This window comes from Microvirga sp. 2YAF29, from assembly GCF_052114605.1.
Lineage (GTDB): Bacteria > Pseudomonadota > Alphaproteobacteria > Rhizobiales > Beijerinckiaceae > Microvirga.
Genome location: NZ_JBFRFB010000001.1, coordinates 302,947 through 329,924, shown reverse-complemented (window position 1 = coordinate 329,924; position 26,978 = coordinate 302,947). Strand labels below are relative to the sequence as shown.

At 62.9% G+C, this 26,978-nt stretch carries 24 protein-coding genes; 15 read left to right on the top strand and 9 right to left on the bottom strand.

Features of this window, described 5'->3' with window-relative positions; all coding sequences use genetic code 11:
• Nucleotides 1-131 precede the first annotated feature (131 nt).
• The 14 genes from AB4Y85_RS01505 to lpxB all read left to right on the top strand — a co-directional run bounded on the left by AB4Y85_RS01505 (nt 132) and on the right by lpxB (nt 14,771).
• A complete protein-coding gene (locus AB4Y85_RS01505; RefSeq protein ID WP_441983077.1) occupies nt 132-1,154 on the top strand; it encodes a 30S ribosomal protein S2 in 1,023 nt (340 codons plus the stop codon).
• Nucleotides 1,155-1,258: 104 nt separating this feature from the next.
• Nucleotides 1,259-2,191, top strand: coding sequence for a translation elongation factor Ts (tsf, locus tag AB4Y85_RS01500; protein WP_441983076.1), 933 nt, complete (start codon nt 1,259-1,261; stop codon nt 2,189-2,191).
• 150 nt (nt 2,192-2,341) lie between these two features.
• Nucleotides 2,342-3,055, top strand: a complete 714-nt coding sequence (pyrH, locus tag AB4Y85_RS01495) for a UMP kinase (protein WP_441983075.1) — start codon at nt 2,342-2,344, stop codon at nt 3,053-3,055.
• A 59-nt stretch (nt 3,056-3,114) separates the two neighbouring features.
• Nucleotides 3,115-3,675, top strand: coding sequence for a ribosome recycling factor (frr, locus tag AB4Y85_RS01490; protein ID WP_441983074.1), 561 nt, complete (start codon nt 3,115-3,117; stop codon nt 3,673-3,675).
• 23 nt (nt 3,676-3,698) lie between these two features.
• The gene (locus tag AB4Y85_RS01485; RefSeq protein ID WP_441983073.1) at nt 3,699-4,466 is read left to right on the top strand and encodes an isoprenyl transferase; all 768 of its coding nucleotides are present in this window, start codon (nt 3,699-3,701) and stop codon (nt 4,464-4,466) included.
• 1 nt (nt 4,467) lies between these two features.
• Nucleotides 4,468-5,325 carry a phosphatidate cytidylyltransferase gene (locus AB4Y85_RS01480; RefSeq protein ID WP_441983072.1) on the top strand — a complete coding sequence of 286 codons (858 nt, stop codon included), beginning with the start codon at nt 4,468-4,470 and terminating at the stop codon, nt 5,323-5,325.
• 6 nt (nt 5,326-5,331) lie between these two features.
• Nucleotides 5,332-6,498, top strand: coding sequence for a 1-deoxy-D-xylulose-5-phosphate reductoisomerase (gene dxr / locus AB4Y85_RS01475; RefSeq protein ID WP_441983071.1), 1,167 nt, complete (start codon nt 5,332-5,334; stop codon nt 6,496-6,498).
• Nucleotides 6,499-6,529: 31 nt separating this feature from the next.
• Nucleotides 6,530-7,672 carry an RIP metalloprotease RseP gene (gene rseP, locus AB4Y85_RS01470; protein WP_441983070.1) on the top strand — a complete coding sequence of 381 codons (1,143 nt, stop codon included), beginning with the start codon at nt 6,530-6,532 and terminating at the stop codon, nt 7,670-7,672.
• 212 nt (nt 7,673-7,884) lie between these two features.
• Nucleotides 7,885-10,290, top strand: a complete 2,406-nt coding sequence (gene bamA / locus AB4Y85_RS01465) for an outer membrane protein assembly factor BamA (protein WP_441983069.1) — start codon at nt 7,885-7,887, stop codon at nt 10,288-10,290.
• Between the two features lie 37 nt (nt 10,291-10,327).
• Nucleotides 10,328-11,392, top strand: a complete 1,065-nt coding sequence (gene lpxD / locus AB4Y85_RS01460) for a UDP-3-O-(3-hydroxymyristoyl)glucosamine N-acyltransferase (RefSeq protein WP_441983068.1) — start codon at nt 10,328-10,330, stop codon at nt 11,390-11,392.
• Between the two features lie 40 nt (nt 11,393-11,432).
• Nucleotides 11,433-11,894 (top strand): 3-hydroxyacyl-ACP dehydratase FabZ, encoded by a 462-nt coding sequence (gene fabZ / locus AB4Y85_RS01455; protein WP_441983067.1) that lies wholly within the window; start codon nt 11,433-11,435, stop codon nt 11,892-11,894.
• A complete protein-coding gene (gene lpxA / locus AB4Y85_RS01450) occupies nt 11,894-12,703 on the top strand; it encodes an acyl-ACP--UDP-N-acetylglucosamine O-acyltransferase (RefSeq protein ID WP_441983066.1) in 810 nt (269 codons plus the stop codon). The genes fabZ and lpxA overlap by 1 nt, the downstream gene beginning before the upstream one ends.
• A 5-nt stretch (nt 12,704-12,708) precedes the next feature.
• On the top strand, nt 12,709-13,593 hold the full coding sequence (locus AB4Y85_RS01445; protein ID WP_441983065.1) for an LpxI family protein: 885 nt from the start codon (nt 12,709-12,711) through the stop codon (nt 13,591-13,593).
• On the top strand, nt 13,590-14,771 hold the full coding sequence (gene lpxB, locus AB4Y85_RS01440; RefSeq protein ID WP_441983064.1) for a lipid-A-disaccharide synthase: 1,182 nt from the start codon (nt 13,590-13,592) through the stop codon (nt 14,769-14,771). Before AB4Y85_RS01445 ends, lpxB begins: the two co-directional genes overlap by 4 nt.
• A gap of 263 nt (nt 14,772-15,034) precedes the next feature.
• Here the strand turns inward: lpxB and gltA are convergent, their stop codons facing one another.
• On the bottom strand, nt 15,035-16,324 hold the full coding sequence (gene gltA / locus AB4Y85_RS01435) for a citrate synthase (protein ID WP_441983063.1): 1,290 nt from the start codon (nt 16,322-16,324) through the stop codon (nt 15,035-15,037).
• 175 nt (nt 16,325-16,499) lie between these two features.
• Entirely contained in the window at nt 16,500-17,927 is a 1,428-nt protein-coding gene (gltX, locus tag AB4Y85_RS01430) for a glutamate--tRNA ligase (protein ID WP_441983062.1), read from the bottom strand.
• Between the two features lie 138 nt (nt 17,928-18,065).
• Here gltX and AB4Y85_RS01425 point away from each other — a divergent pair, with 138 nt between their 5' ends.
• Nucleotides 18,066-20,357, top strand: coding sequence for a ComEC/Rec2 family competence protein (locus AB4Y85_RS01425; protein ID WP_441983061.1), 2,292 nt, complete (start codon nt 18,066-18,068; stop codon nt 20,355-20,357).
• On the opposite strand, the gene lexA is transcribed toward AB4Y85_RS01425, so the two are convergent.
• The 7 genes from lexA to trpE form a co-directional block, all read right to left on the bottom strand.
• The gene (gene lexA / locus AB4Y85_RS01420) at nt 20,335-21,036 is read right to left on the bottom strand and encodes a transcriptional repressor LexA (protein WP_441983060.1); all 702 of its coding nucleotides are present in this window, start codon (nt 21,034-21,036) and stop codon (nt 20,335-20,337) included. The two genes, AB4Y85_RS01425 and lexA, sit on opposite strands and share 23 nt — an antisense overlap.
• A 183-nt stretch (nt 21,037-21,219) precedes the next feature.
• A complete protein-coding gene (locus AB4Y85_RS01415) occupies nt 21,220-22,476 on the bottom strand; it encodes a molybdopterin molybdotransferase MoeA (protein WP_441983059.1) in 1,257 nt (418 codons plus the stop codon).
• The gene (moaC, locus tag AB4Y85_RS01410) at nt 22,473-22,949 is read right to left on the bottom strand and encodes a cyclic pyranopterin monophosphate synthase MoaC (RefSeq protein WP_441983058.1); all 477 of its coding nucleotides are present in this window, start codon (nt 22,947-22,949) and stop codon (nt 22,473-22,475) included. The genes AB4Y85_RS01415 and moaC overlap by 4 nt, the downstream gene beginning before the upstream one ends.
• On the bottom strand, nt 22,946-23,746 hold the full coding sequence (gene trpC, locus AB4Y85_RS01405) for an indole-3-glycerol phosphate synthase TrpC (RefSeq protein ID WP_441983057.1): 801 nt from the start codon (nt 23,744-23,746) through the stop codon (nt 22,946-22,948). Before trpC ends, moaC begins: the two co-directional genes overlap by 4 nt.
• Nucleotides 23,747-23,762: 16 nt before the next feature.
• Nucleotides 23,763-24,788, bottom strand: coding sequence for an anthranilate phosphoribosyltransferase (gene trpD / locus AB4Y85_RS01400; RefSeq protein WP_441983056.1), 1,026 nt, complete (start codon nt 24,786-24,788; stop codon nt 23,763-23,765).
• Nucleotides 24,789-24,792: 4 nt separating this feature from the next.
• Entirely contained in the window at nt 24,793-25,410 is a 618-nt protein-coding gene (locus AB4Y85_RS01395; protein WP_441983055.1) for an anthranilate synthase component II, read from the bottom strand.
• A 46-nt stretch (nt 25,411-25,456) separates the two neighbouring features.
• Complete coding sequence (gene trpE, locus AB4Y85_RS01390) at nt 25,457-26,977, bottom strand: anthranilate synthase component I (RefSeq protein ID WP_441983054.1); 1,521 nt, start codon at nt 26,975-26,977, stop codon at nt 25,457-25,459.
• Between the last annotated feature and the right edge of the window lies 1 nt (nt 26,978).

Here is a 26,978-nt window from a genome sequence, read left to right as displayed (position 1 = left end):
CATTTTGTCTTCTTTCCGCATATATGCGCCCACATCCCACACGCGGAATCCCCTCATGAGTCCATGAGGAACCCCCGGTGGCCGGCAAGGCCGGTTCACTGTTCCGCGGAGGCTTAACCGGAGAAAAGACTATGGCGCTTCCTGAATTCTCGATGCGCAGCCTTCTTGAGGCTGGCGCTCACTTTGGCCACCAGGCCCACCGTTGGAACCCGAAGATGGGTCAATACATCTTCGGCACCCGCAACAACATCCATATCATCGACCTCGCCCAGTCGGTCCCGATGATGCACCGCGCTCTTCAGGCCGTCAGCGACACGGTTGCCAAGGGCGGTCGCGTGCTCTTCGTCGGCACGAAGCGTCAGGCTGCCGACGCCGTGGCCGATGCCGCCAAGCGTTCGGCTCAGTACTACGTGAATGCCCGCTGGCTCGGTGGCATGCTCACCAACTGGAAGACGATCTCCGGTTCGATCTCCCGCCTGCGCAAGGTGGACGAGATTCTCGCTGGCGGCGGCCAGGGCCTCACGAAGAAGGAGCGCCTGATGCTCGCTCGTGAGAAGGAAAAGCTCGAGCGCGCTCTCGGCGGAATCAAGGACATGGGCGGCACGCCCGACCTGATCTTCGTCATCGACACCAACAAGGAGCAGCTGGCGATCCAGGAGGCTAACCGCCTCGGCATCCCGGTGGCCGCCATCGTCGACACCAATTCCAACCCGGACGGCATCACCTTCCCGGTTCCGGCCAACGACGACGCCGGCCGCGCGATTTCGCTCTATTGCGATCTCGTGGCACGCGCCGCTCTTGACGGCATCTCCCGCGGTGCCGGCGATATGGGCATCGATATGGGCGCGTCCGAGAACCCGATGGCCGAAGAGCTCCCGGTGACAGAAACCGCTACTGCCGCCTACGAGGGTGAGCAGTTCGAGCGTCTGGCCGCTCCCCGTGGTGCTCCGGACGACCTGACGAAGCTCAACGGCGTTGGCCCGCAGCTCGAGAAGAAGCTGAACGAAGCCGGCATCTTCCACTACTGGCAGCTCGCTGCCATGCAGCCGGCCGATGTCGCTCAGCTCGACAAGGACCTGAAGCTGAACGGCCGTCTCGAGCGTGATGGCTGGATGGACCAGGCCCGCTCCGCGATCGAAGCCGCTGCGGTTTAAATCTCTCGATGCTGCGTGAAGCAGCTCGAACGAATGATTGAGCCCGGCGTTCCACGAGCGCCGGGCTCCCTCTATGTATGCATGAACCCGTGAAAGGATAAGCCATGGCGAATATCACCGCTGCAATGGTGAAGGAGCTGCGCGAGACGACCAGCGCCGGCATGATGGACTGTAAGGCCGCTCTCGCCGAGACCAACGGCGATATGGAAGCCGCCGTCGACTGGCTGCGCAAGAAGGGCCTCTCCAAGGCCGCCAAGAAGGCTGGCCGCGTTGCCGCCGAGGGCCTTGTCGCCGTCGAGTCTTCCGGTCACACCGCCACGATCCTCGAGGTCAACTCGGAGACGGACTTCGTTGCCCGTAACGATCAGTTCCAGGCCTTCGTTCGCGAAGCCGCCAAGATCGGCCTGAACGGCAACGGCACCATCCAGTCGCTCGAAGCCGCCACGTTCCCCGGCTCATCGACGACCATCAAGGACCGCCTGCAGGAGCTCATCGCCACCATCGGCGAGAACATGACCCTGCGCCGCATCGCCAAGCTCGAAGTCTCGAAGGGCGTGATCTCGACCTACGTCCACAACGCCGTGACCGAAGGCCTCGGCAAGATCGGCGTGCTCGTGGCTCTCGAATCCGAGGGTGACGTGACCGTTCTCGGCACGCTGGGCCGTCAGATCGCCATGCACGTCGCCGCGACGAACCCGGTCGCTCTGGACGCGTCGGGCGTCGATGCCGCCACGATCGAGCGCGAAAGCGCCATCCTGCGCGACAAGAACGCCGGCAAGCCGGACAATGTCATGCAGAAGATCGTCGAGAGCGGCCTGAAGAGCTACTTCAAGGAAGTCACGCTCCTCGAGCAGCCCTTCGTGCACGATTCTTCCAAGACCATCTCTCAGGTGCTCAAGGAAGCCGAGTCCAAGGCCGGCAAGCCGGTCACCCTGAAGGGCTTCGTTCGCTATGCTCTCGGCGAGGGCATCGAGAAGGAAGAGGCCCCGGACTTCGCGGCCGAAGTGGCCGCCCAGGCCGGGCTCAAAAAGGCCTAACATCTTTCGGCAAAACGGCGGCTTCTCAGCCGCCGTTTTCATGAGAAGGCTATAAATCCGGCAAACTTTCCGGCCTTATCTTGAAAGAGGTTGCGAGCCGGGCCTTCCGGCAAGTGATTTTCAGGCGAACAAAAAACAAGGAGTCAGACAGTGGCACAATTCCGGCGCGTTCTAGTGAAGCTCTCGGGAGAAGCCTTGATGGCTCCCGACGGCTACTGGCTGGATTCCGAAGTTCTTTCCCGCCTGTCCCGTGATCTCGCACGCGCCACCAAGGCTGGGTTCGAGATCGCCGTCGTGATCGGCGGCGGCAACATTATCCGCGGCGCACGCATGAGCGCAGCCGGCTGGATCGATCGCCCCACCGCCGATTCCATGGGCATGCTCGGCACGGTCATGAACTCGCTCGCCATCGAGACGGCCCTGAACGCAGCAGGCGTGCCGGCCCGCACCATGTCGGCGGTTTCCATGCCGACAATCTGCGAAACCTACGCTCGCCAGCCGGCCCTGCACCATCTGGACAAGGGCCAGGTGGTGGTGCTTGCGGGCGGCACCGGCAACCCGTTCTTCACCACCGACACCGCCGCCGTGCTGCGCGCCGCCGAGCTCAAATGCGATGCGGTTTTGAAGGCCACCCAGGTGGACGGCGTCTATTCCGCCGATCCCAAGAAGGACCCGAGCGCCGTCCGCTTCGACCGCCTGACCCATGACGAGGCCATCGCCAAGGACCTGAAGGTCATGGATACGGCGGCTTTTGCGCTAGCCCGCGAGAGTAAGCTCTCGATCATCGTCGGCTCGGTCCATGCTCCCAGCTCTGTGACCGATCTTCTTCTGGGAAATGTGCCCTCGACCATTGTGGCCCCTTGATGCCGAACCGTGGGAAGCGTAAGCCCGTTTTGAAATTGTTCGCGTAAGGAAAAGATCTTATGGCCACGACCTTTGACCTCGCAGATGTGAAGCGCCGCATGCAGGGCGCCATCAACTCCTTCAAACACGACCTGGGCAGCCTGCGCACGGGCCGTGCCTCGCCGAGCCTGCTCGATCCGCTCCAGATCGATGCCTATGGCTCCATGATGTCGATCTCCCAGGTGGCGACCGTCAACGTGCCGGAGCCGCGCCTGCTCAGCGTGCAGGTGTGGGATCGCGGCATGGTGGCTGCCGTGGAAAAGGCGATCCGCGAGTCGGATCTCGGCCTCAACCCGCAGACCGAAGGCCAGGTCATCCGCCTGCGCATCCCCGAGATGAACGAGCAGCGCCGCAAGGAAATGGTGAAGGTCGCGCATAAATACGCCGAAGAGGCGCGCATCGCCGTCCGCCACGTGCGCCGCGACGGCCTGGACCTGCTCAAGAAGCTGGAAAAGGACTCCGCCATCAGCGAGGACGACGCCAAGCGCGACGGCGACCAGGTGCAGAAGGCAACCGACCAGTTCGTGGCGGAAATCGAGCAGCTGCTGGTGGCCAAGGAAAAGGAAATCATGCAAGTCTGAGCGACTTGCATGGGAATTCGATCATGAGCGGCGAAGCCAAACGGTCTGCCCCCATCCTCGCCCATCCGCAGATGGGTGAGGGCGGTCCGGTGCATGTGGCCATCATCATGGATGGCAACGGCCGCTGGGCCGCTCAGAGAGGTCTGCCCCGGTTCGAAGGGCACCGGAAGGGCATCGAGGCGATCCGCCGAGCCGTGCGCGCGGCGGGTGACCTCGGAATCCGCTACCTTACCGTCTACAGTTTTTCCGCCGAGAACTGGCGCCGCCCCGCCGAGGAAGTGTCTTTCCTCATGGGCCTCCTCAAGCGTTTCGTCCGCCACGACCTCGCGGAACTGCACGCCAACAACATCCGCGTCCGCATCATCGGCGAGCGCCAGGGCCTCCCCGCCGATATCCGCGTCCTGCTGGAGGAATCCGAACAGTTGACGCGGGGCAATACGGGCCTGACCCTGGTGATCGCCTTCAATTACGGTGGTCGTCAGGAGATCGTGAACGCGGTGCGCGCCCTGGCCGAGAGGGTCAAGGCGGGGACGCTCGATCCCGCTTCCATCGACATGGACGTCCTTAGCGCTGCTCTCGACACGCACGACATTCCCGATCCCGACCTCGTCATCCGCACATCCGGCGAGCAGCGGGTATCGAATTTTCTCACCTGGCAGACCGCCTATTCCGAATTCGTCTTCCTGCCCGATTACTGGCCCGATTTCGACGAGGCGATCTTCAAGGCTGCCATCGACGAGTATTGCCGCCGCGATCGGCGCTTCGGCGGCCTGAGCGCCAAGGCCAGCTGAGATGGCATCCGACGAAGGCTCGGCCCTGACGCCGGAAATCCGCAAAAGCACGCCTAGCGAACTGAAGACCCGCGTCGCCTCCGCCATCGTCATGGTCGTATTGGCGCTGCTTGCTGCCTACTGGGGCGGCTGGCCCTTTGCCCTGTTCTGGCTCGCTGCCGGTATCGCGATGATGGTCGAGTGGACCGATATGGTCCGCAGCGAGCCCCGCCGCCCGGTGCAGGCGATCTATGGTCTCGGACTTCTGGCGCTGACCGTGCTGTTCCTTCTCAATGGGAGCTTCATGGACTCAGCGGCTGTCGCTCTCATCGCCCTGGTCGCCGGGGCGCTTCTGACCCGGGGATCGCGGGAGAAGCTGTGGTCGGCTGCCGCTTTCGCCTATGCGGCCATCATCGTCCTCGTGCCACCGCTGGTACGGGCCACGCCCGAGCTCGGCATTCTCGGCCTGATCTGGATGTTCGCCGTGGTCTGGGCCACGGATATCGCGGCCTATTTCACCGGCCGCGCCCTTGGCGGGCCGAAGTTGTGGCCGGCTGTCAGCCCCAAGAAGACCTGGTCCGGTTTTCTGGGCGGTGTCCTTGCCGCTGTCATTGCCGGCTGTCTTGTCGCTCTCATCGGCCGCAGGCTCGGTATCGATCACAGCTTCGGCCTTGGGGGTACCATCGCGCTGTCCATCGTCGCATCGATTGCCAGCCAACTCGGTGATTTGGGCGAATCCGCCCTCAAGCGCCATTGCGATGTGAAGGATTCGAGCCATCTCATACCTGGGCATGGTGGCGTGATGGATCGCCTCGACGGCTTTTGGGCTGTCTGCCTCATCGTCGGTCTCGTTCTTCTCGCTGGCTACGGAGCTGCATAACTCTTCATGGCGCGTTCTCTTACGATTCTCGGTGCCACCGGCTCGATTGGCGGCTCCACGGCCGATGTGGTTCTTGCCCAGAGAGACGAGTTCCGCGTCGAGGCGGTGGTCGGGGGACGCAATGCCGAGGCCCTGGCTGTGATGGCGAAGCGCCTCGGTGCCCGCTTCGCGGCACTTGCCGATGAAAGCGGGTCGGCTGCCCTGAAGGATGCGCTTGCCGGTTCGGGCATCGAAGCTGGAGCGGGCCATACGGCAGTGCTCGAAGCTGCGGCCCGCCCGGTCGATATCGTGCTCGCCGCCATCAGCGGGACCGCCGGTCTGGAGCCAACCCATGCGGCGTTGCGCTCCGCCAAGCGCATCGCGCTCGCCAACAAGGAGAGCCTCGTCTGCGCCGGTGCCGCTTTCATGGCCGATGCGCGCCACCTCGGCGTCGAGATCATGCCTGTGGATTCCGAGCACAATGCGCTCGATCACGCTCTCGCTGCCGGCCTCAACCGGGATGTGGAAAAGGCGGTGATTACTGCCAGCGGCGGCCCATTCCGCACCTGGGAGCGCGAGCGGATCGCCAAAGCCAACGCCAAGGAGGCCTCGGCCCACCCGATCTGGTCCATGGGCTCGAAGATCAACATCGACTCGGCCACGCTCATGAATAAAGGGCTCGAGCTGATTGAGGCTCATCATCTGTTCGGCCTTGGCGCCGAGCGACTCGATGTGCTTGTGCATCCGGAAGCCATCGTTCATGGCCTCGTGCAGTGGAGCGACGGCGCAGTGACCGCAGGCCTCGCCCTGCCGGACATGAAGGTGCCGATTGCCAATGCGCTGCGGAATGACGCGCGGCTATTCATGGGCCTGCCTCGTCTCGATCTTGCCGCGATTGGCCGCTTAACCTTCGAAAAGCCGGATGAGACCAGGTTTCCATGCCTGTCTCTGGCCAAGGCCGCGCTCAAGACCGGAGGAGCGATGCCGACAATCCTGAATGCAGCCAATGAGATCGCCGTCGAGGCGTATATGGCAGGCCGGATCGGATTTTATGATATTTCAGAGATGGTTGAGCGCGTTTGCTCAACTTTCTCGGGAACCGTGGGAGCACCTGCGACGGTTGCCGAGGCCTTGTCCATCGATGACGAGGCTCGCACCTTGGCGCGTCAGCTTGTCCCTGCGATGCGGAATTGATGTGCCCTGATCGGGCGCGAAAGGTGATGTGATGGAATGGCTTTCGACACTCAGCGGCGCGACAGGCTCCCTGTTCCTGACGTTGATTTCCTTCCTCGTGGTGCTGACAGTCGTCGTCTTCATCCACGAGTACGGACATTACTGGGTCGGTCGCCGCTGCGGCGTGGGCGTGACCGCCTTCTCCATCGGATTCGGACGGGAGATCTACGGCTGGACCGACAAGCATGGCACTCGCTGGAAGATCTCAGCGATTCCCCTCGGCGGCTACGTGAAGTTCGTCGGTGACCTCAATGCCGCGAGCGTTCCCGATCAGGATCAGCTGGATCGGATGCCCGCAGAGCAGAGGTCGATCAGTTTTCCCCATCAGAATGTCGCGAAGCGCGCGGCCATCGTCGCGGCGGGGCCGATTGCCAATTTCATCCTCGCCATCGCGATCTTCGCGGGGTTCAACTATTTCAGCGGCCGCGCGGTGCTGGAGCCGGTGATCGAATCCGTCCTGCCGGGCAGTGCCGCCGAGAAGGCCGGGTTCTTGCCGCAGGATGTGATCCGCTTCATCGACGGACGGCGGATCGATACTTTCGGGGACATGCAGGTCATCGTCAGCTCCAGTTCCGGTGAAACGCTGAACTTTGTGGTTGAGCGCCATGGCGAGAACGTCAACCTGACGGCGATTCCTGCCGTCGAGGAGCGGGAGACACCCTTCGGAAAGCAGCGCATCGGCCTGCTCGGCGTCAAGGCTCCACAGGAAAAATCGGCCATCAAGCGGATTTCATACACGCCTTTGGAAGCTCTCCAGGCTGGCGCCTATGACACCTGGAGCCAGGTGGACCGGACCATGAACTTCCTGCGCAGGCTCGTCCTGGGACGGGAATCCATCGACCAGCTCTCCGGACCGGTGGGGATTGCTCGAATTGCGGGGACTGCCTTCGAGGTCGGAGGGGTCTACAGCCTCGTAAATCTCATCGGCTTCATGTCCGTATCCATTGGACTCATTAATCTTTTTCCGATTCCTCTCTTGGATGGCGGACATCTTCTTTTCTATGCCATCGAAGCTGTGCGCGGACGTCCACTGAGTGAAAAAGCCCAAGAAATTGGGTTTCGCATCGGCTTTGTTCTGGTAGGAATGTTGATGATCCTGGCGACCTGGAGCGATCTCGCCCGCTCGTTTGGGTGAAGACGTCGTTCACCTTGTCACGAGATTTCTTCCCCATGGAACGTGACACGGACGCCACGCCGGGTAAAAATTGCTACTGTGTTTGTATGTGCCGTTTGCAATGACGGTGAAAGTTTGTACAAGCGGGACAGCACCGATAGGTTGGGACCTCTGTCTCAACCGGCGGGGAGGACCCTCGCATTGGACGAAGTATAAAAGAAACGGGCCAGTTGATGATGTCGACGACCACGCCACGCCGGAAGAAGCCGGCCGCCACTGCAGTGATCGCCATGAGTGCTCTCATGGCTGGTTTGACCGCTGCTGAAGGCGCTTTCGCTCAAGGCGCTCCCCAATCCAGCCGCCGTGCCTCGGTGGCTCAGGGGCCGATCATCAACCGCGTTGCCATCGAAGGTAACAGCAAGGTTGAGAAGGCTCTGATCGAAGGTGAGTTGCAGGCTCGGGCCCGCACTCCGGTCAATCAGGCCACGATCGACGCCGACGTTCAGCGCATTCTGAGCATCTACAGCCGCTCCGGCCGTGGTCTTGCCCAGGTGACGCCGCGTATCGTCGACCTGCCGAATGGCCGCGTCGACGTGGTGTACACCATCGTCGAGGGCGACAAGACGGGCGTGAAGGAAATCCGCTTCGTCGGCAACAATCAGGTTTCGTCCGGTCGTCTGCGTGGCATCATGCAGACCACCGAGACCAACCTTCTGAGCTTTTTCAAGAGCACGGACGTCTATGATCCGGACCGGATCGCCAACGATCTCGAACTCATTCGCCGTTACTACCTGAAGAACGGCTATGCCGACTTCCGCGTCGTTTCCACCGACGTGCAGTTCGACGCGAATGCCGGCGGCTATGTCGTGACGATCTCCGTCGAAGAGGGTGAGCAGTACCGGATCGGCAATGTCACCGTCGATTCCCGCATCCCCACGGTCGATGCCGAGGCGCTTCGCAGCGATCTCTCGACCTCCACCGGGCAGGTCTACAACGCCGACGCCGTGCAGAAGTCGGTTCAGGTGATGACCACCGATGTAGTTCGCACCGGCAATGCTTTCGCGCAGGTTCGCCCCATCGGTACCCGCGATCCCGCGTCCCGCACGATCAATCTCGGCTACGTTGTCGAGGAAGGTCCGCGTATCTACATCGAGCGTATCAACGTTCGCGGCAACACCCGTACCCGCGACTACGTCATCCGCCGCGAGTTCGACCTGGGTGAGGGCGATGCCTACAATCAGGTGTTCGTCGATCGTGCCGAGCGCCGCCTGAACAACCTCGGGTATTTCAAGCGCGTCCGTATCTCCAACGAGCCGGGTTCCTCGGCCGACCGCGTGGTCGTGAACGTGGATGTGGAAGATCAGTCCACCGGCGCCTTCTCGGTCTCGGGCGGTTACTCGACGTCCGACGGCTTCATCGGTGAAGTCTCGGTCACCGAATCCAACTTCCTCGGCCGTGGCCAGTTCGTCCGCCTCGCAGGCCAGCTCGGCCAGCGCTCGAACGGTGTCGACTTCTCCTTCACGGAGCCTTACTTCCTCGGCTACCGCATGGCGGCCGGTATCGACCTGTTCTCGAAGTTCAGCGACCAGACGCGCTACTCGCGCTACGAGAACCGCATGACGGGTGGTCAGCTCCGCCTCGGCCTGCCGTTCACGGAAGAATTCTCGATCACGGCCCGCTACTCGCTCTACCAGCAGCAGCTAGACATCCCGAACGATGAAAAGCAGCCCTATAACGACTGCTCGATCCCGATTGCCGGCTATACCCAGCTGAATGCGGACGGCACGCCGAACCGCCTGTTCTGCGAAGGCAACGGTGAAGCCTCTCTGGCGATTAAGGGCTCGGAAGGTGACACGCTGACCTCGTTGGCCGGCTTGACCTTCAACTACAACTCCCTCGACAGCACTCGCGAGCCGCGTAGCGGCTTCTACGGTGAGGTAAAGACGGACGTTGCAGGCCTCGGCGGCGACTCGCGCTACTTCCGCGCCACGGGTGACGCTCGTTACTACTACGAGATCATCGAGGACGTCGTCGGTATCGCCCGCGTTCAGGGTGGTCACATCCAGGGCTTCGGCGAGAACAACCAGGGCCTCGGCGAAGGCGGAACTCTGCGTATCGTCGACCAGTTCTTCATGGGCCCGTCCCTTGTGCGCGGCTTCGCTACCAACGGCATCGGCCCGCGTGACATTTCGAGCCTCGACTCGAATGCCAACGCCCTCGGCGGCACCACCTATTTCGGCGGATCGCTCGAAGTGCAGTTCCCGATCTTCGGCCTGCCGCGCGATCTTGGCCTGAAGGGCGCCGTCTTCGCAGATGCCGGTACGCTGTTCGGCTACGAGGGTCCGACCCGCTTCGACGTGAACGGCAACTCGATCATCACGGGCTACAACCCGCTGACGGGCGCCTGCACTCGCAGCGTGAACCAGACCACCACGCAGGAATGCGTGGACGTTCTGGACAGCCATAAGATCCGTTCGTCGGTCGGTGCGTCCATCCTGTGGACATCGCCGCTCGGTCCGATCCGCTTCGATTACGCTATCGCTCTTTCCAAGGAAGAGGGTGTGGATCGCGGCGACGGCGTGAAGGTCGGCGCCGACCGCACCCAGGCCTTCCGCTTCTCGGGTGGTACGCGCTTCTAATCGGGGAGGGCGCCTTCAGGGCGCCCTCACTTTTTTCATGACAGAATCAAATTTCTTTCCGCAGAGCCAGACGTTGAATTTACGTCAGGTGGCGGAGCTGGCGAATGCAGCACTCCCCGACGGTGTCGACGGGGAGTTTTTGCTTAAGGGCGTTGCGCCCTTGGAAAGCGCTGGCCCGAGCGATCTCGCCTATATGGACAACCCTGCCTATGGCGGGGCCTTGGCCTCGACCCGTGCCGGCGCCTGTCTGGTCACTCCACGCTTCGCAGCCAAGGTGCCCGTTCAGACCATCGCCTTGGTCACACCGCAGGCCTACCGGGTCTTTGCGCAGATCCTCGGCCTCTTGTTTCCGTCCGCGCTGAAGCCGGAAACGTCCTTTGCTTCAACCGGTGTTTCTCCTGGCTCCTTCGTCCATCCTTCCGCTCGGCTCGAGCATGGCGTCAAGGTCGATCCAGGCGCGGTGATCGGTCCCCATGCGGAGATCGGTGCCGGCACCCTCGTCGGGGCGGGCACCGTCATCGGCTCTCATGTGAAGATCGGTCGCGATTGCTCGCTCGCACCGCAGGTGACCATATCGAATGCCTTCATCGGCAATCGTGTCATTCTGCATCCGGGTGTGCGCATCGGTCAGGACGGGTTCGGTTTCGCCATGGGACCGCAAGGGCATCTTAAAGTGCCGCAGGTCGGGCGCGTCATCATTCAGGACGACGTGGAGATCGGGGCCAATACCACGGTGGATCGTGGCGCCAGCCGAGACACGGTGATCGGCGAGGGCACCAAGATCGATAATCTGGTCCAGATCGCCCACAATGTGGTCATCGGCCGCCACTGCGTGATCGTCGCGCAGGTGGGAATTGCCGGCTCGACCACGCTTGAGGATTATGTGGCCCTCGGCGGTCAAGTGGCCGTCAAAGGCCATGTACGGATCGGCATGGGCGCCCAGATCGCCGCCACCAGCGGTGTCAATGGCGATGTCCCGGCCGGAGCGCGTTGGGGCGGGGCACCCGCTCGCCCCATGCGGGAGTGGTTCCGCGAGATCACGGCGCTGAAAAAGCTTGCATCCAAGGGCTTTTCCGACAAAGACGACGACGCGTCTTCATAACGTTCGTTTCAAGACGCCCCATAATTCCGGAGTTCACGCCATGTCCGAAGCGCCCACCACGCTTCAAACCGCGGATATTCTCGAAATTCTCGAGCTGCTGCCGCACCGCTATCCGTTCCTGCTGGTCGACAAGATCATCGAGATCGACGGCGACAATTCGTGCATTGGCATCAAGAACGTCACCTTCAATGAGCCCCAATTCACGGGCCATTTCCCGTCGCGTCCGATCTTCCCGGGCGTATTCCTGATCGAGGCCATGGCTCAGACGGCGGGCGCCATCTGCGTGAAATCGAAGATCGCCCAGCAGGAAAAACCCAAGCAGGTGTTTTTCATGACTATCGACAAGGTGAAGTTCCGCAAGCCCGTGGAGCCCGGCGACCGGGTGGAATTCCACATGAAGAAGCTCAACAACCGCCGCAACATGTGGTGGTACAAGGGCGAGGCGAAGGTTGACGGCGCCGTCGTCTGCGAAGCTGAAGTCAGCGCGATGCTGGTGACCTGATGGAAACGATGATCCACCCGACTGCAATCATCGAGGATGGCGCCAAGATCGGTGCCGGTGCGAAGATCGGTCCGTTCTGCACAATCGGCCCAGAGGTCGAGCTTGGCGAAGGCTGCGAGCTGAAGAGCCACGTGGCTCTGGCCGGCAAGACGAAGATCGGTGCCCGCACGCGCATCTTCCCCTTCGCCTCCCTTGGGCATATCCCGCAGGACCTGAAGTATAAGGGCGAGCCATCGACCCTCGATATCGGCTCCGATTGCATGATCCGCGAAGGCGTGACCATGAATCCCGGCACCGAGGGCGGCGGCCTGCGCACGGTGATCGGCGATCGCTGCACCTTCCTGGCGGGCTCCCATGTGGGCCACGACACCAAGGTCGGCAACGACTGCATCCTGTCCAACAATGTGATGCTGGCGGGCCATGTGACGGTCGGCAACTTCGTGATCTTCGGTGGCGGCTCCGCCGTGATCCAGTTCGCCCGCGTGGGTTCGCATGCCTTCGTCGGCGGCTTGTCCGGCCTCGAGAACGATCTCATTCCCTACGGCATGGCGATCGGCAATCGCGGCCATCTGGCAGGCCTCAACATCATCGGCATGCGCCGTCGCAACTTCACCCGCGAGCAGATCCACGACGTCCGCCGCGCCTATCGTCTGCTGTTCGCGGACGAGGGTACCTTGGCCGAGCGCGTCGAGGATGTGGCGGCGGAGTTCGGAAGTCATCCTATCGTCCACGACATTCTTGATTTCATCCGCGAGGGCAAGGACCGGGCGCTCTGCACGCCTCGGGATCCCGTCAGCACGTCCGCCTGAGCCGGATGCCGCTCAAGCATGAGATAACGGCAGGCGACGGCCCCATTGCGATCATCGCCGGGGCCGGACGCCTGCCCATCCAACTCGTCGAGCATCTGGAGAAGACGGGCCAGGATTACCGTATTCTGGCCTTTCGCGGCTTTGCCGCACCTGAGATCCGCAAGCGCGCTCAAGCCAATGTGGATCTCCTCGATCTCAAGACCATCATGAGCACCCTGGACGGCTGGCGGCCGCGCGCCGTCTCCCTCGTCGGTGCCGTGCGCCGCCCCGGCTTCACTGCCTTGCTCGGAGCCTATTCGGCCTTGCGCAACATGCAGGAGGTGAAGGAGGTCATCTCTCGGGGCGACGATCAGGTCCTGCGCGGCGCTGTGAGGCTCATCGAAGAGCGTGGCCACAAGGTTGTGGGTGCGCACGAACTCGCGCCCGATCTCGTTGCTTCCCGTTCTTTTTGCGGCGCCCTGGCGCCCAAGGAGGATGACCGACAGGCCATTGCTGTCGGGCTCGACCTCCTCGCGTCACTGTCCGCCTTCGACATCGGCCAAGGCGCCGTCATCGCGCGCAATCACGTCCTCGCCATCGAAGGCCCGGAAGGCACCGACCGCATGTTGCGCCGGGTCAAGGCCCAACGCCAATCCTGGTTCGGCCTTCGCCAGCGCAATGAGGGCGGGGTACTGATAAAAGCCGCCAAGCTTGGGCAGGATTTGCGCGTCGACATGCCGACTATCGGCCCTAGGACGATTGCCGAGGCCGCCAGAGCAGGCCTGTCCGGCATCGCCATCGGCGCTGGCTCAACCTTCGTGCTGGAGCAAGAGGAAACCTTGCGTATGGCAGACAGGCTCGGTGTGTTTGTTGCCACCGTCGATCTTCCCTGGATGGAGAACATCCGTTGACCGCCCTCAAGCCGCTGAACATCTGGATCGTGTCGGGTGAGGAATCGGGCGATCAATTGGGGGCGAAGCTCATGCGCGCCCTCAAGAGCAGGCTCGGAGCCGAGCGTCTTCATTTCGGTGGTGTCGGCGGGCATGCCATGGCGAAGGAAGGCCTCACCAGCATCTTCCCGTTGGAGGAGATCGCCGTCATGGGCTTCTCCGCCGTCATCGCGCGCCTGCCGACCATCCTGAAGCGTATACGCTTCACCGTGGATGCCGTGGTCGCGGCAAAGCCCGATTGCCTCATCATCATCGACAGCCCGGATTTCACGCACCGCGTGGCTAAGGCCGTGCGGCAGCGCGCGCCCGAAATCCCCATCGTCGATTATGTAAGCCCCTCCGTCTGGGCCTGGAGGCCGGGCCGGGCGGCAAAGATGCGCGTCTATGTGGACCATCTTCTCGCATTGCTGCCCTTCGAGCCCGACGCGCACAAGCGCCTCGGCGGCCCGCCGACCACCTATGTGGGACATCCGCTCATCGAACGTCTTGCCGAGATCAGGCCCGCTCCCGGTGAACGCGGAAGCTCTGTGGATGCGCCGTTGAAGATGGTGGTCCTGCCAGGCAGCCGGCGCTCGGAAGTCAGCCGCCTCATGGAGCCCTTTGGCGAAGCGCTGAAGCTTCTGCAGGAAGTGGCGCCGCGCCCCTTCGAGGTCACGATTCCAGCCGTCCCGCACCTCACCGACGAGATCGAGGAGCGCGCGCAATCCTGGAGTGTGAAGCCCAAGATCGTGCAGGGTGAAGCCGCGAAATGGGCGGCCTTCCGCGAGGCTGACCTCGCCCTGGCGGCCTCGGGCACCGTGACTCTGGAACTTGGCCTCTCAGGCGTTCCGATGGTGGTGGCTTACCGGGTGTCGAAGATCGAGGAAGTGCTGAAATATCTCATCAAGGCACCGTCGATCGTGCTGACCAATCTGGTGCTTGGCGAGAACGTCATCCCCGAACTCATCCAGTGGGATTGCACACCGGAAAAACTTAAGAATGCGATCCTGCCGCTCATGAGCGACAGCCCTGAACGGCAGCAGCAAATCGCGGCGCTTGCGAAGCTCGATGATTTGATGCGGATCGGTGACGAAACGCCGAGCGAGCGAGCGGCGCGTATAGTTGAAGAGGTCATCACGGCTCGCCCTCTTCGGGCATAAAACGCAATTTCGGTCAGGTCGGCCAATGCGCCAGTAACTAAGGTCGCTCTTGCCAAGGAGTTGCCGATGAAGTCCGAAGGGATCAATCGCTATAGAGCGGTGAGGAGCTTCGCGAATGGCCGATCTTTGCAGAACGGGTGACTTTCTTTCCGGACGTACCCGAACACGAAGCGCTAACCGATATTTCCTGCCGCTTCGGTAATCAGAAATGGACATGAAAAAGGGGCCTTTCGGCCCCTTTTTCATGTCCTTATCGGATGATCTCAGCCGCGCTGAGCGACCGTCACGTAGCTGCGCTCCGGCGAGCCGGTATAGAGCTGGCGCGGGCGGCCGATGCGCTGGGACGGGTCTTCGATCATCTCGCTCCACTGGGCGATCCAGCCGACCGTACGGGCGAGCGCGAAGAGCACCGTGAACATGGAGGTGGGGAAGCCCATCGCCTTTAGGGTGATGCCCGAATAGAAATCGATGTTCGGGTAGAGCTTCTTCTCGACGAAGTACTCGTCCTTCAGCGCGATCTGCTCCAGCTCCATGGCGACGTCGAGGAGCGGATCGTCCTTGATGCCGAGTTCGCTGAGCACTTCGTGCGTGGTCTTCTGCATGATGCGGGCGCGCGGGTCGTAGTTCTTGTAGACCCGGTGTCCGAAGCCCATGAGACGGAACGGATCGTTCTTGTCCTTCGCCTTGGCGATGTACATCGGGATCTTGTCGGGCGTGCCAATCTCTTCCAGCATCTTGAGGGCCGCTTCGTTCGCGCCGCCGTGGGCAGGACCCCAGAGACAGGCGATGCCGGCCGCGATGCAGGCGAAGGGGTTGGCGCCCGACGAACCGGCAAGACGTACCGTCGAGGTCGAGGCGTTCTGCTCGTGATCGGCGTGGAGGATGAAGATCCGGTCCAGCGCCCGCGAGAGGACCGGGTTCACCTTGTACTCTTCGGCCGGCACGGCGAAGCACATGCGCAGGAAGTTCGAGGTGTAGTCCAGGTCGTTCTGCGGATACACGAAGGGCTGGCCCACATGATACTTGTAGGCCATGGCGGCGAGCGTCGGCATCTTCGCGATCATGCGCATGGAAGCGACCATACGCTGATGCGGATCGGAGATGTCGGTCGAGTCGTGATAGAAGGCCGAAAGAGCGCCGACGCAGGCCACCATGATGGCCATTGGGTGCGCATCGCGGCGGAAGCCGGTGAAGAACCTGTTCATCTGGTCATGCACCATGGTGTGGCGCGTGACGCGGTAATCGAAATCGGCCTTCTGAGCAGCCGTCGGCAGCTCTCCGTAGAGCAGCAGATAGCAGGTCTCGAGGAAGTCGCCGTGCTCGGCGAGCTGATCGATGGGATAGCCGCGATAGAGCAACACGCCCTCGTCGCCGTCGATATAGGTGATCTTCGACTCGCAGGACGCGGTCGAGGTGAAGCCGGGGTCGTAGGTGAACATCCCGGTCTGGCCGTAGAGCTTCGAAATGTCGATGACGCTCGGGCCAATGGTGCCCTCTTTCACCGCCAGGTCCACGGCCTTGTTGTCGACTGAGAGTGTGGAGTTGGAACTCATGGGTCTTCGACCTTTCAGCAGGAGGCCGGGCATAACCTAGGGCAGCCGGGGATGTGGAGGAGGGGCCTCCACGCGGGTTGCCGGACTTAAGGTCAGCCGGTCGGTGGGAAGAATGGGGTTTCCGTAGCTTATCCGTAGGGACTAAAGCAAGCACATCTAAAGGCGGGTGCGCCTGCTATGCAGCAGGCGCATCCTTCAACTGATCTTGAAGCCGCAACAGGGTTTCGTCCTTTCCGAGCACGGCCATGACATCGAAGAGACCAGGCGACGTCGCCCGGCCCGTCAAGGCGGCGCGGAGGGGCTGCGCCACCTGGCCGAGCTTTGCACCGACTGCATCCGCATGCTCGCGAATGACGGCCTCGACGCTCTGGGCCGACCAATCCTTAACCGCTTCGAGCTTCCCGGCGATTCCGGTGAGGCGCGCCTTGCCATCCGCCAGCAGGCCCGCAGCCTTCTCGTCCAGCTTCAGCGGGCGCTGGGCATAGAGATAATAGGCGCTATCGAGAAGTTCCACGAGGTTCTTGGCGCGCTCCTTCAGGCCCGGCATGGCGGCGATGAGCTTTTCACGCATGGCGGGAGGGAATGTGGGGCCGAGGCCGCGCTCGGCGCCGACTTCCGGCAGGATGGTCTCGATGGCCTGCACAAGCTCCTCATCGCCCGTCTGGCGCATGTAATGGCCGTTGAGGTTTTCGAGTTTGGCAAAGTCGAAGCGCGCCGGTGAGCGGCCGATATTCTTGAGATCAAAGGCGTCGATCATCTCCTGGGTGGAGAAAATCTCCTGGTCGCCATGGCTCCAGCCGAGACGCACGAGGTAGTTGCGCATGGCCATCGGCAGATAGCCCATGGCGCGATATGCCTCGACGCCCAGCGCACCGTGACGCTTGGAGAGCTTGGCGCCGTCCGGACCCAGGATCATGGGCACGTGCGACATGCTCGGCACGTCCCAGCCCATGGCTTGATAGATCTGCGTCTGGCGGGCGGCGTTGGTCAGGTGATCGTCGCCGCGGATCACGTGCGTGATGCACATGTCATGATCGTCCACCACGACGGCTAGCATGTAAGTCGGCGTGCCGTCCGAGCGCAGAAGAACGAGATCGTCGAGATCCTTGTTCTGCCACACGACACGGCCCTGCACCTCGTCCTCGACCGCAGTCTCGCCCTCGATGGGGGCTTTAAGGCGGATGACGGGCTTCACGTCCTTCGGAGCCTCGGACGGATCGCGGTCGCGCCAGCGGCCGTCATAGCGGGAGGGACGGCCTTCCTTGCGGGCAAGCTCGCGCATCTCCTCCAGCTCCTGCTGGGATGCATAGCAATGATAGGCGCGTCCTTTAGCCAGCAGGGTCTCGGCCACCTCGCGATGGCGGGCGGCGCGGGCGAACTGGTAGACCACGTCACCATCCCATTCGAGGCCGAGCCATTTCAGGCCGTCGATGATGGCCTCGATGGCGGCGTCCGTGGAGCGTTCCCGGTCGGTATCCTCGATGCGCAGAAGCATCTTGCCCCCATGCCGCTTGGCATAGAGCCAATTGAAAAGGGCCGTGCGGCCTCCGCCGATATGCAGGAAGCCGGTCGGCGAGGGGGCGAAGCGGGTGACGACACTCATCGCAGGAACCTTACTTGAAATCTTGAAATCACGCGGCCTGGCTGCCCATCCGCGATGCCCACAGCTCATCCACAGGGTGATTTGGGCCGTTGAGTGCGGTCGTCTAGCATGCAACCGACCCCGCGTTAAGCCGAACCCATGATCGAAGACAACAAAGAGGCCCCCAACCGGATCCCGCGCGCCACAGCGCGGGTGCTCGCGTTGCCGCGCCCGGTGGGCCTCGTTCTCGACTGGCGGTTCATCGATTGGCGGGGCTGGCTCTCGCGGCAGGTTGCACACGAGATCGAGCAGCGGCGGCTGTTTCCCTGGCTCGCCGTCTGTTTCGGGCTCGGCATCCTCCTGTTTTTCCAGGCGGAGGGCCAGCCGGCCTTGTGGGCACCGCTTAGTGCTTTTGGCCTTTGCTGCGTGGGGGCGGTGCTGCTGCGGCACAACTTGGCAACCCTTTGCGTCCTGGTAGCCCTGGCCGCTCTGTTCGCGGGGTTCTCAGCGGGCGTCATTCGCACCCGCAGCGTCTCGGCGCCCGTGCTGGCCAAGCTCGCGATTGGGCCGGTGACAGGTTTCATCGAAGCGGTCGAGGACAGGGAGACGGGCAAGCGCATTCTCCTCAAAGTGACGAGCATTCAGGGTGTGACTGAGAGCGAGCGGCCTGAGAGGGTGCGCGTCACCATCCGCAAAGGGGATCACCTCGCGCCGGGACAATTCATATCCGGCACTGCGCGCCTTCTTCCACCGCCCCAGGCCGCCTGGCCCGGCGGTTACGATTTTGCGCGGGATGCATATTACAAAGGTATCGGCGCGGTCGGCTCGTTCACGGGAGCGACGCGGCAGCTCGATCCTCCCGCGCCGCCGGACTGGCGGCTGCGTCTTGCGGCGTCCGTGGATGAGGCCCGCAACACCCTGACGCATCGTATTGCCTCCGCCATCGGTGGGCCTGCGGGCGGCGTCGGCGCGGCGCTTGTCACCGGCAAGCGCGGCCTCATCGGCGAACCGACGAACGAGGTGCTGCGTTCCGCTGGCATCTACCACATCGTGTCCATTTCCGGCCTCCACATGGTGCTGGCGGCAGGCACGTTTTTCTGGCTCGTGCGCTCGCTCCTGGCGCTGGTGCCGGGGCTCGCATTGCTCTGGCCGGTGAAGAAGATCGCCGCCGTTGCGGCCATGGTGGGCGGTACGGCGTATTGCATCTTCTCCGGCTCCGATGTGGCAACCGAGCGTTCTCTCATCATGACGCTCGTGATGTTCGGGGCGGTGCTGGTGGATAGACCGGCCTTAAGCATCCGCAACCTTTCCATCGCGGCCCTCATCGTGCTCGCGCGCGAGCCTGAGGCGCTGCTGGGGCCGAGTTTCCAGATGTCTTTCGGCGCGGTCGCCGCGATGATGGCACTCGTGCCGCTGATGCATCGAAAACAGGAAGGCGGCGCTCCTGCAACCTTGATCGAGAATGTTGCTGCCTGGGCCGGGCGTTCGGCACTCGGCCTGGTAACCACGACACTCGTCGCCAGCATCGCAACGGCACCGTTCGCGGCCTACCATTTCCAGAGCCTCAACCCTTACGGCCTCGTCGGCAATGCGCTTGCTCTGCCACTGGTCTCACTGGTGGTGATGCCGGCTGCGGTGCTCGGCGTGGTGGCCTATCCGTTCGGGCTCGACGGTCCCGTGTGGCAGGTCATGGGATTGGCGGTTTCGAAGGTGATCGAAGTCTCTGCCTGGGTCGGTGCCTTCAGCGGATCGACACTGATCGTGCCTGCGTTGAACATCGCCGCATTGGCTTTCTTGAGCCTCGCGCTTCTCGTGCTGACAATCCCGGCGTCCCCGCTGCGGTGGTTCGCGCTCATGCTTGTTGGTCTCGGCCTCGCATTCGCGGCGACGCCCGACCGATACGACATCTATGTGGACCGGGAAGGGGCGGGCGCTGCGATCCGTAACATGCAAGGAGAACTGACGCTTGTCGGCAAGCCATCCGGATTCGTCGCCGAGCAATGGCTTCGCGCAGACGGCGATGCGCGAAACATCGATGACAAGACGCTCCGACAAGCCGTGCAATGTGACAGGCTGGGCTGCGTGGTGGAAACAGGAACGCGCCGGGCTGTTGCATTCGTGCAGGAATTTGCAGCCTTCGAGGAAGATTGCCGCCGTGCGGCGATCATCATCTCGAAGCTGGAAGCGCCGCGATCATGCGCTGCTGCTCTCGTCATTGACCGCGCAGCATTGAATGAGCGCGGTGCGATCGCCGTTCGTTTGGGAGCGGATGCTGCCCACATGCGCTCCGTGAAAAAGGGACCGGAGACGCATGTCTGGCCGGGTGTGAAGACCACGGGGGCGGACGGCGCCGCTCAAAATACAACTGCTCAGGAAAGCCCGCGCCCAGCGCGGCCTGTTCCTGAGCAGGATCTTCCCGAGGAAGAGATCAATAGCGACGAACCAGGCTGACGAGCTTGCCCTGGATCTTGACCCGGTCGGGGCCGAGAACGCGGGTCTCGTAGGCTTGGTTGGCAGCCTCCAGCGCAATGGACGAGCCACGGCGGCGGAAGCGCTTGAGGGTAGCCTCCTCATCATCGATGAGCGCCACGATGATGTCGCCCGTATTGGCATTGTCCTGCCTGCGGATCACCACGAGGTCGCCGTCGAGAATGCCGGCTTCCACCATCGAGTCGCCTCGCACTTCGAGAGCGAAGTGATCGCCCTGGGCGAGGAAATCGCCCGACAGGGTGATGGAGTGGCTGCGGGTCTGGATCGCGGAGATCGGCGTACCGGCGGCGATGCGGCCCATGACAGGGATCGACATTTCGCGGTCGCGCGGATCTGCTGCTGGCTGCGGCGCTGCCTTCTTGCCGGCAAGGCCGCCTTCGACCACGCTCGGAGTGAAGCGGCGCTGCCCGGCAGCTGCACCGACGGATTCGGGCAGGCGGATCACCTCGAGGGCGCGGGCGCGGTTTGGCAACCGGCGGATGAAGCCGCGCTCCTCGAGCGCGGTGATGAGGCGGTGAATGCCGGATTTCGACTTGAGATCGAGCGCGTCCTTCATCTCGTCGAAGGACGGCGGAACCCCGGTTTCACGCAGCCGCTCATGGATAAAGCGGAGCAATTCGTGCTGCTTGCGCGTGAGCATGACAGACCCTTACTGCTCCCTGTGAGGAGCGATTCTGAAAACAAAGCAAGAACAGGGTAACTGTTCCCGCTGTGTTCTGCAAGTCCATGCTCAAGCTGAATAGCGGTTTTGTGAATCGAGCCCAGTATAAGCTGCGTTTTCCAGGGGAGACACGGGGCAAAACGCGATCTTAAACGCAGATTCTCAGCAGAATTTTGCCAGCCGGATGATACGGCAGGGTTCGCCCGCCTGGGCTGCCGGAGCATGCGGCGGCCTGACGAGAAGGGCTTCCGAGCGCTCCAGAATGCTGAGCATGGACGAATCCTGGATCAGTTGCGAGGTGACTACGGGAAGCGGCATCCGCGAGGTCCCTTGCGTCAGGGCGATCTCGAATTCCTGGGACGCTAGGGAAGCCCGCATGTAATCCTGCCGGGGGCCATTGGCGGGCAGGTCCGCGCCGAGGATCGCGGCTTCCGTGGGATCATCATCCGGCATGGCGTCGCCCAGGAGCGCGCGAATCGCGGGGACCAGGAAAAGAACGGCGCATACGAGGGAAGAGACGGGATTGCCGGGCAGTCCGAGGAGCATCATGCCGTCAAGCCTACCATGCATGAGCGGCTTGCCGGGCTTCAGCGCCACGCGCCAGAAGCCGAGCTCCATGCCCTGGCGCTGAAGCGCCTTCTGAACCAGATCGTGCTCACCCACCGAAGCACCGCCGAGAGTGACCAGTATATCGGCTTTCGAGTCGCGAGCGGCCTGGATGCGCTCCTCAAGGCTTTCGAAGGTATCGCGTGCAATGCCGAGGTCGATGGCCTCGCCACCTGCCTTCTCCACCATCATGGCGGTGGCAGGCAGGCTCGATGCGGTGATCTGATCGAGGCCCACCGGCTCGCCGGCTCTGACCAACTCATCGCCGGTCGCGAGAATTGCGACGCGGGGCTTTCGCCTCACCGGCAAAATCCCATGGCCCATGGCCGCAGCCAGTGCCACATGGCGGGAATCGAGGCACAATCCTGCCTGCAGCAGCACATCGCCGGCCCTGAAATCGAGTCCGGCCTTGCGGATATGCTGGCCCGGGCGCGGGGCTTCCTTGACCGTGACCCGATCTCCGGACGCCTCCGTGTCTTCCTGGAGCACAACCGCATCCGCGCCGTCCGGCAACGGCGCGCCGGTGAAGATGCGCACGGCCTGCTGTTCTTCGACGATTCCTGAAAACCGCTGCCCCGCCGCGCTTGCACCGATCACATGCAGTGTCGTCGGTGTCTGCGCGATGTCGGTTGAGCGCACGGCATATCCATCCATGGCGGAAGCCGGGAAGGGCGGTTGGTCGCGCGACGCGGCGACATCCTCCGCCAATGCGCGTCCGGCGCAGGCGGCGAGGGGCACATGCTCGATCTCGACCGGCTTTTCGACGCTTGCCAGCACGCGGCGCAAGGCATCTTCGACCGGGATCAAGCTCATGGCGCCTCATATACTCCGGAGCGGCCGCCGCTCTTCAGGCGAAGCCGGACATTCTCGATGCGCATGCCTTTGTCTGCGGCCTTCACCATATCGTAGATCGTGAGGCATGCGATGGACACGGCGGTAAGCGCCTCCATCTCGACGCCGGTCTGGCCCGACACCTTGACTTCAGCCGTCACGCGCACGCCAGGCAGCGTATCATCGAATTCGCAATCCACCTTTACCTTGGAAATGAGAAGCGGATGGCAGAGCGGGATCAGCTCATGGGTGCGCTTCGAGGCCATGATCCCGGCCAAACGCGCGGTGCCGAGCACGTCGCCTTTCTTGGCATCGCCCTGACGGATCAGCGCGACCGTTTCCGGCAACATCACCACGCATCCCTCGGCAATCGCGGTGCGGCTGGTGACGTCCTTTTCGGAGACGTCGACCATGTTGGCCTCACCCTTCGCGTCGAGATGCGTGAGCTGTTTCATGCAGGCTCGCCGAAGAGAAGTTTTCGCGTCGCGCCAGCCACATCCGCCTGCCGCATCAGGCTCTCGCCCACGAGGAAGGTGCGGATGTTGACCTTCGTCAGGCGCTCTATGTCTTCAATCGTGAAGATGCCGCTCTCGCCGACGATGATGCGGTCTGCCGGAATGAGCGGCGCCAGCTCTTCGCTGACCGACAGCGAGACATCGAAGGTGCGCAAATTACGGTTGTTGATGCCGATGAGCTTGGTGCCGAGCGGAATGGCCCGCTCCAGCTCCGCGCGGTCATGCACCTCGACCAGCACATCCATGCCGAGGTCATGCGCGGTGTCGATCAGCGCGCGCGCTTCATCATCCGTGACGCTCGCCATGATGACGAGGATGCAATCGGCGCCCCAGGCGCGGGCCTCGTAGACCTGATAGGGTTCGAAGAGAAAGTCCTTGCGCAAGGCCGGCAGGCCGGAGGCGTCGCGCGCCTGGGCCAGATATTCGGGTTTGCCCTGGAACGAGGGCTCGTCGGTCAAAACCGACAGGCATGTCGCGCCGCCATCCGCATAAGCCTTCGCGAGGCTCGGCGGATCGAAATCTGCGCGGATCAGCCCCTTCGATGGGCTCGCCTTCTTCACCTCGGCGATCAGTGCGGGGCGCCCCTCGGCAAGATGCCGCTCGATAGCTTTCGCGAAACCGCGCGCAGGCGCGGCAGTGCGGGCCAAACGCTCCATTTCGGCAGGGGGGATGGATGCCTTCGCGGCCTCGATCTCTTTGCGCTTATAGTCTTCGATCCGGCTGAGAACATCGCTCATGGTGGTGCGTGCTCCGTCAGATGCCGCCGCAGGTGTTCGACACCTGGACGAGGCGGTCGAGCATGGCCTTCGAGGCTCCACTGTCGAGCACTTGTGTTGCGCGCTCCAGACCGTCGCGAAGGTTGGCTGCTTCATCCGCGATCACGAGGGCAGCGGCCGCATTGAGAAGCGCTACGTCGCGATAGGCTATGCGAGCGCCGTCGAGAACAGCGCGCAGCTGGGTGGCATTATGCTCCGGATCGCCGCCCTTCAGGTCTTCGAGCTTGGCGACCGGCAGGCCGACTTCCTCCGGCGTTACGGTGAAGCGGCGGATCGCGCCGTTTTCCAACGCGGAGACGAAAGTCGGGCCGGTGGTGGTCATTTCGTCGAGGCCGTCGGAGCCATGCACCACCCACAGCTTCTTCGAGCCCAGTTCCTTCAGAACCTGAGTTATCGGATCGAGCCAAGCCTCTGAAAACACGCCGAGAAGCTGTCGTTTCACGCCGGCCGGGTTCGACAGCGGACCGAGCAAATTGAAGATCGTGCGGGTGCCGAGTTCCACGCGCACCGGCGCAACATGGCGCATGGCGGCGTGGTGCGTCTGGGCGAACATGAAGCACAGGCCCGCATCCTTCAGGCACCGCTCCAGACCTTCGGGCGTAAGCCCGAGCTTCACGCCGAGAGCCTGGAGAACATCCGCCGTGCCGGATTTCGAGGAGGCCGCGCGGTTGCCGTGCTTGGCCACAGGCACGCCGCAGGATGCGACGATGATGGATGCCAGCGTCGAGATGTTGTAGCTGCCCGAGTGATCGCCGCCGGTGCCGACGATATCGACCGCGTTGTCCGGCGCCGTGACCGTCAACATGCGCCCGCGCATGGCCGATACCGCGCCGATGATTTCCTCAAGCGCCTCGCCGCGCACCCGCAGGGCCATCAGGAAGGCCCCGCCCTGAGCATGCGTCACCTCGCCAGAAAGCAGGTCATCGAAGGCCGAGCGCGCCTCGTCCCGGCTGAGCGAAGCGCCGGTGGCGACCTTGGCGAGGTAGGACTTGAAGGATTCCATTGTCTCAGTGTCCTGATGGAGCAGCAGAGGAATGCTTGGCGTTCCATTCCTTGGCCAGCTCGAAGAAGTTCTTCATGATCGTCACCCCGTGCTCGGACAGGATGCTCTCGGGATGGAATTGCACCCCGTGGATCGGCAGCGTGCGGTGGGACAGGCCCATGACGAGGCCGTCTGCAGTCTCCGCCGTTACCACGAGATCCTTGGGGCAGGTTTCCCGATCCACGATCAGCGAGTGATAGCGGGTCGCCTTGAACGGTCCGTTGATGCCGCGAAACACGGCCTGCCCCTGGTGCTCCACTTCGGAGACCTTGCCGTGCATCGGCAGGGGCGCGTGGGAGACCGTGCCGCCGAAAACCTGCCCGATAGTCTGGAGGCCGAGGCAGACGCCGAAAGTCGGGATGCCGGGCGAGGCCCGCTTCACCAGATCGAGGCAAATGCCCGCCTCGTTCGGGGTGCAAGGACCGGGGGAGAGCACGATGGCGTCCGGCTTCGACGAGAGAACCTCGTCGACGGTGATCGCATCGTTGCGGATCACGTCCACCGAAGTGGCTAACGGGCCGAGCAGATGCACCAGGTTCCAGGTGAAGCTGTCGTAATTGTCGATCACGAGCACACGGGTCATAGCGCACCGACGTTCGCGCAAGGGGTGGACAGGGTCAAGATAGGCATCATTGGCCCATCCTCGCCTGGCTCGCGAAGCGCACCGCCTCTTCGGCTGCCTTGAAGAGTGCTTTGGACTTGTTGATGCATTCCTGCTGCTCGGAGGCCGGGTCGGAATCGTAGACGATGCCCGCGCCCGCCTGGACGGCCATGCGACCGTCCTTCACGACGGCGGTGCGCAGCACGATGCAGGTGTCCATTTCGCCGTTCGCGCCGAAATAGCCGATGCATCCGGCATAAGGTCCCCGCTTGTCCTTCTCCAGCTCGTCGATGATCTGCATCGCACGAACCTTGGGAGCGCCGGAGACGGTACCGGCCGGGAAGCCTGCAATCAATGCGTCGAGCGCGCCGAAGGAGGGGTCGAGCCTGCCTTCCACGTTCGAAACGATATGCATCACCTGGCTGTAATATTCGAGGAAGAAGGAATCCGTGACCTGCACGGAGCCCATTTCCGCCACGCGGCCCACATCGTTGCGGCCGAGATCGAGCAGCATGAGGTGCTCCGCGCGCTCCTTCTGGTCGGCGAGCAGGCTTTCCGCATGAGCGCGGTCCTCGGCAGCCGTGGCGCCGCGCGGGCGCGTTCCTGCGATGGGACGGATCGTGACCTTGCCGTCGCGCATCCGCACCAGGATTTCCGGCGAGGAGCAGACGATCTGGAAATCCTCGAAGTCGAGATAACAGAGGAACGGCGCGGGATTGACCCGGCGCAGGGAGCGGTAGAGCGCGAAGGCGGGCAGGGGGAAGGCGGATTCGAAACGCTGCGAGAGCACGACCTGGAAGATATCGCCCGCGCGGATGTACTCCTTCGCCTTGGCGACCATCTGCCCGAACTCTTCCGGCGTGGTGTTCGACACCGGCGGCTCGAAATCGATCTTGGTCGGATCGCTGCGATCCTCGATAGGCAGCGGGCTCTCCAATGCGCCGGTCACTTCGTCGAGACGGGCGAGCGCCGTTTCGTAGGCAGCTTTCGCGGAAACACCGGATCGCGGACGCACGGGCGTGATGAGCGAGATTTCGTCCTTCACCGCATCGAACACCACCATGACGGTGGGGCGGATGAGGATGGCGTCCGGCACCTTCAGCACGTCGGCATTCGGCTCCGGCAGACGCTCCATCTGCCGCACCATGTCGTAGCCCAGATAGCCGAAGAGGCCCGCCGCCATAGGCGGCAGATCGTCGAACAGGGGCAGGGCGCTTTCCTTGATCAGCGCGCGCAGGCTCTCCAGCGGCCCAAGCTCTTCCGTTTTGAACTGGCCGCTTCGCGTCAGAACGTTGCGGTCGATGGAAGCGACGCCATCCTGACAGCGCCAGACGAGATCGGGATCGAGACCGATCATCGAGAACCGGCCTCGCGTGGCTCCTCCCTCCACCGATTCCAACAGGAAGGCAGAGCCTTTCCGCTGGTGCCGCAGCTTGATGAAAGCTGCGACGGGGGTGAGGAGGTCGCCGACGAGGGTGGCGCGCAGAACGCCCGCCTCGCCCGCTTCGTAGGCTTTCGCGAAAGTCTCGAAATCGGGCGCGATGCTCATG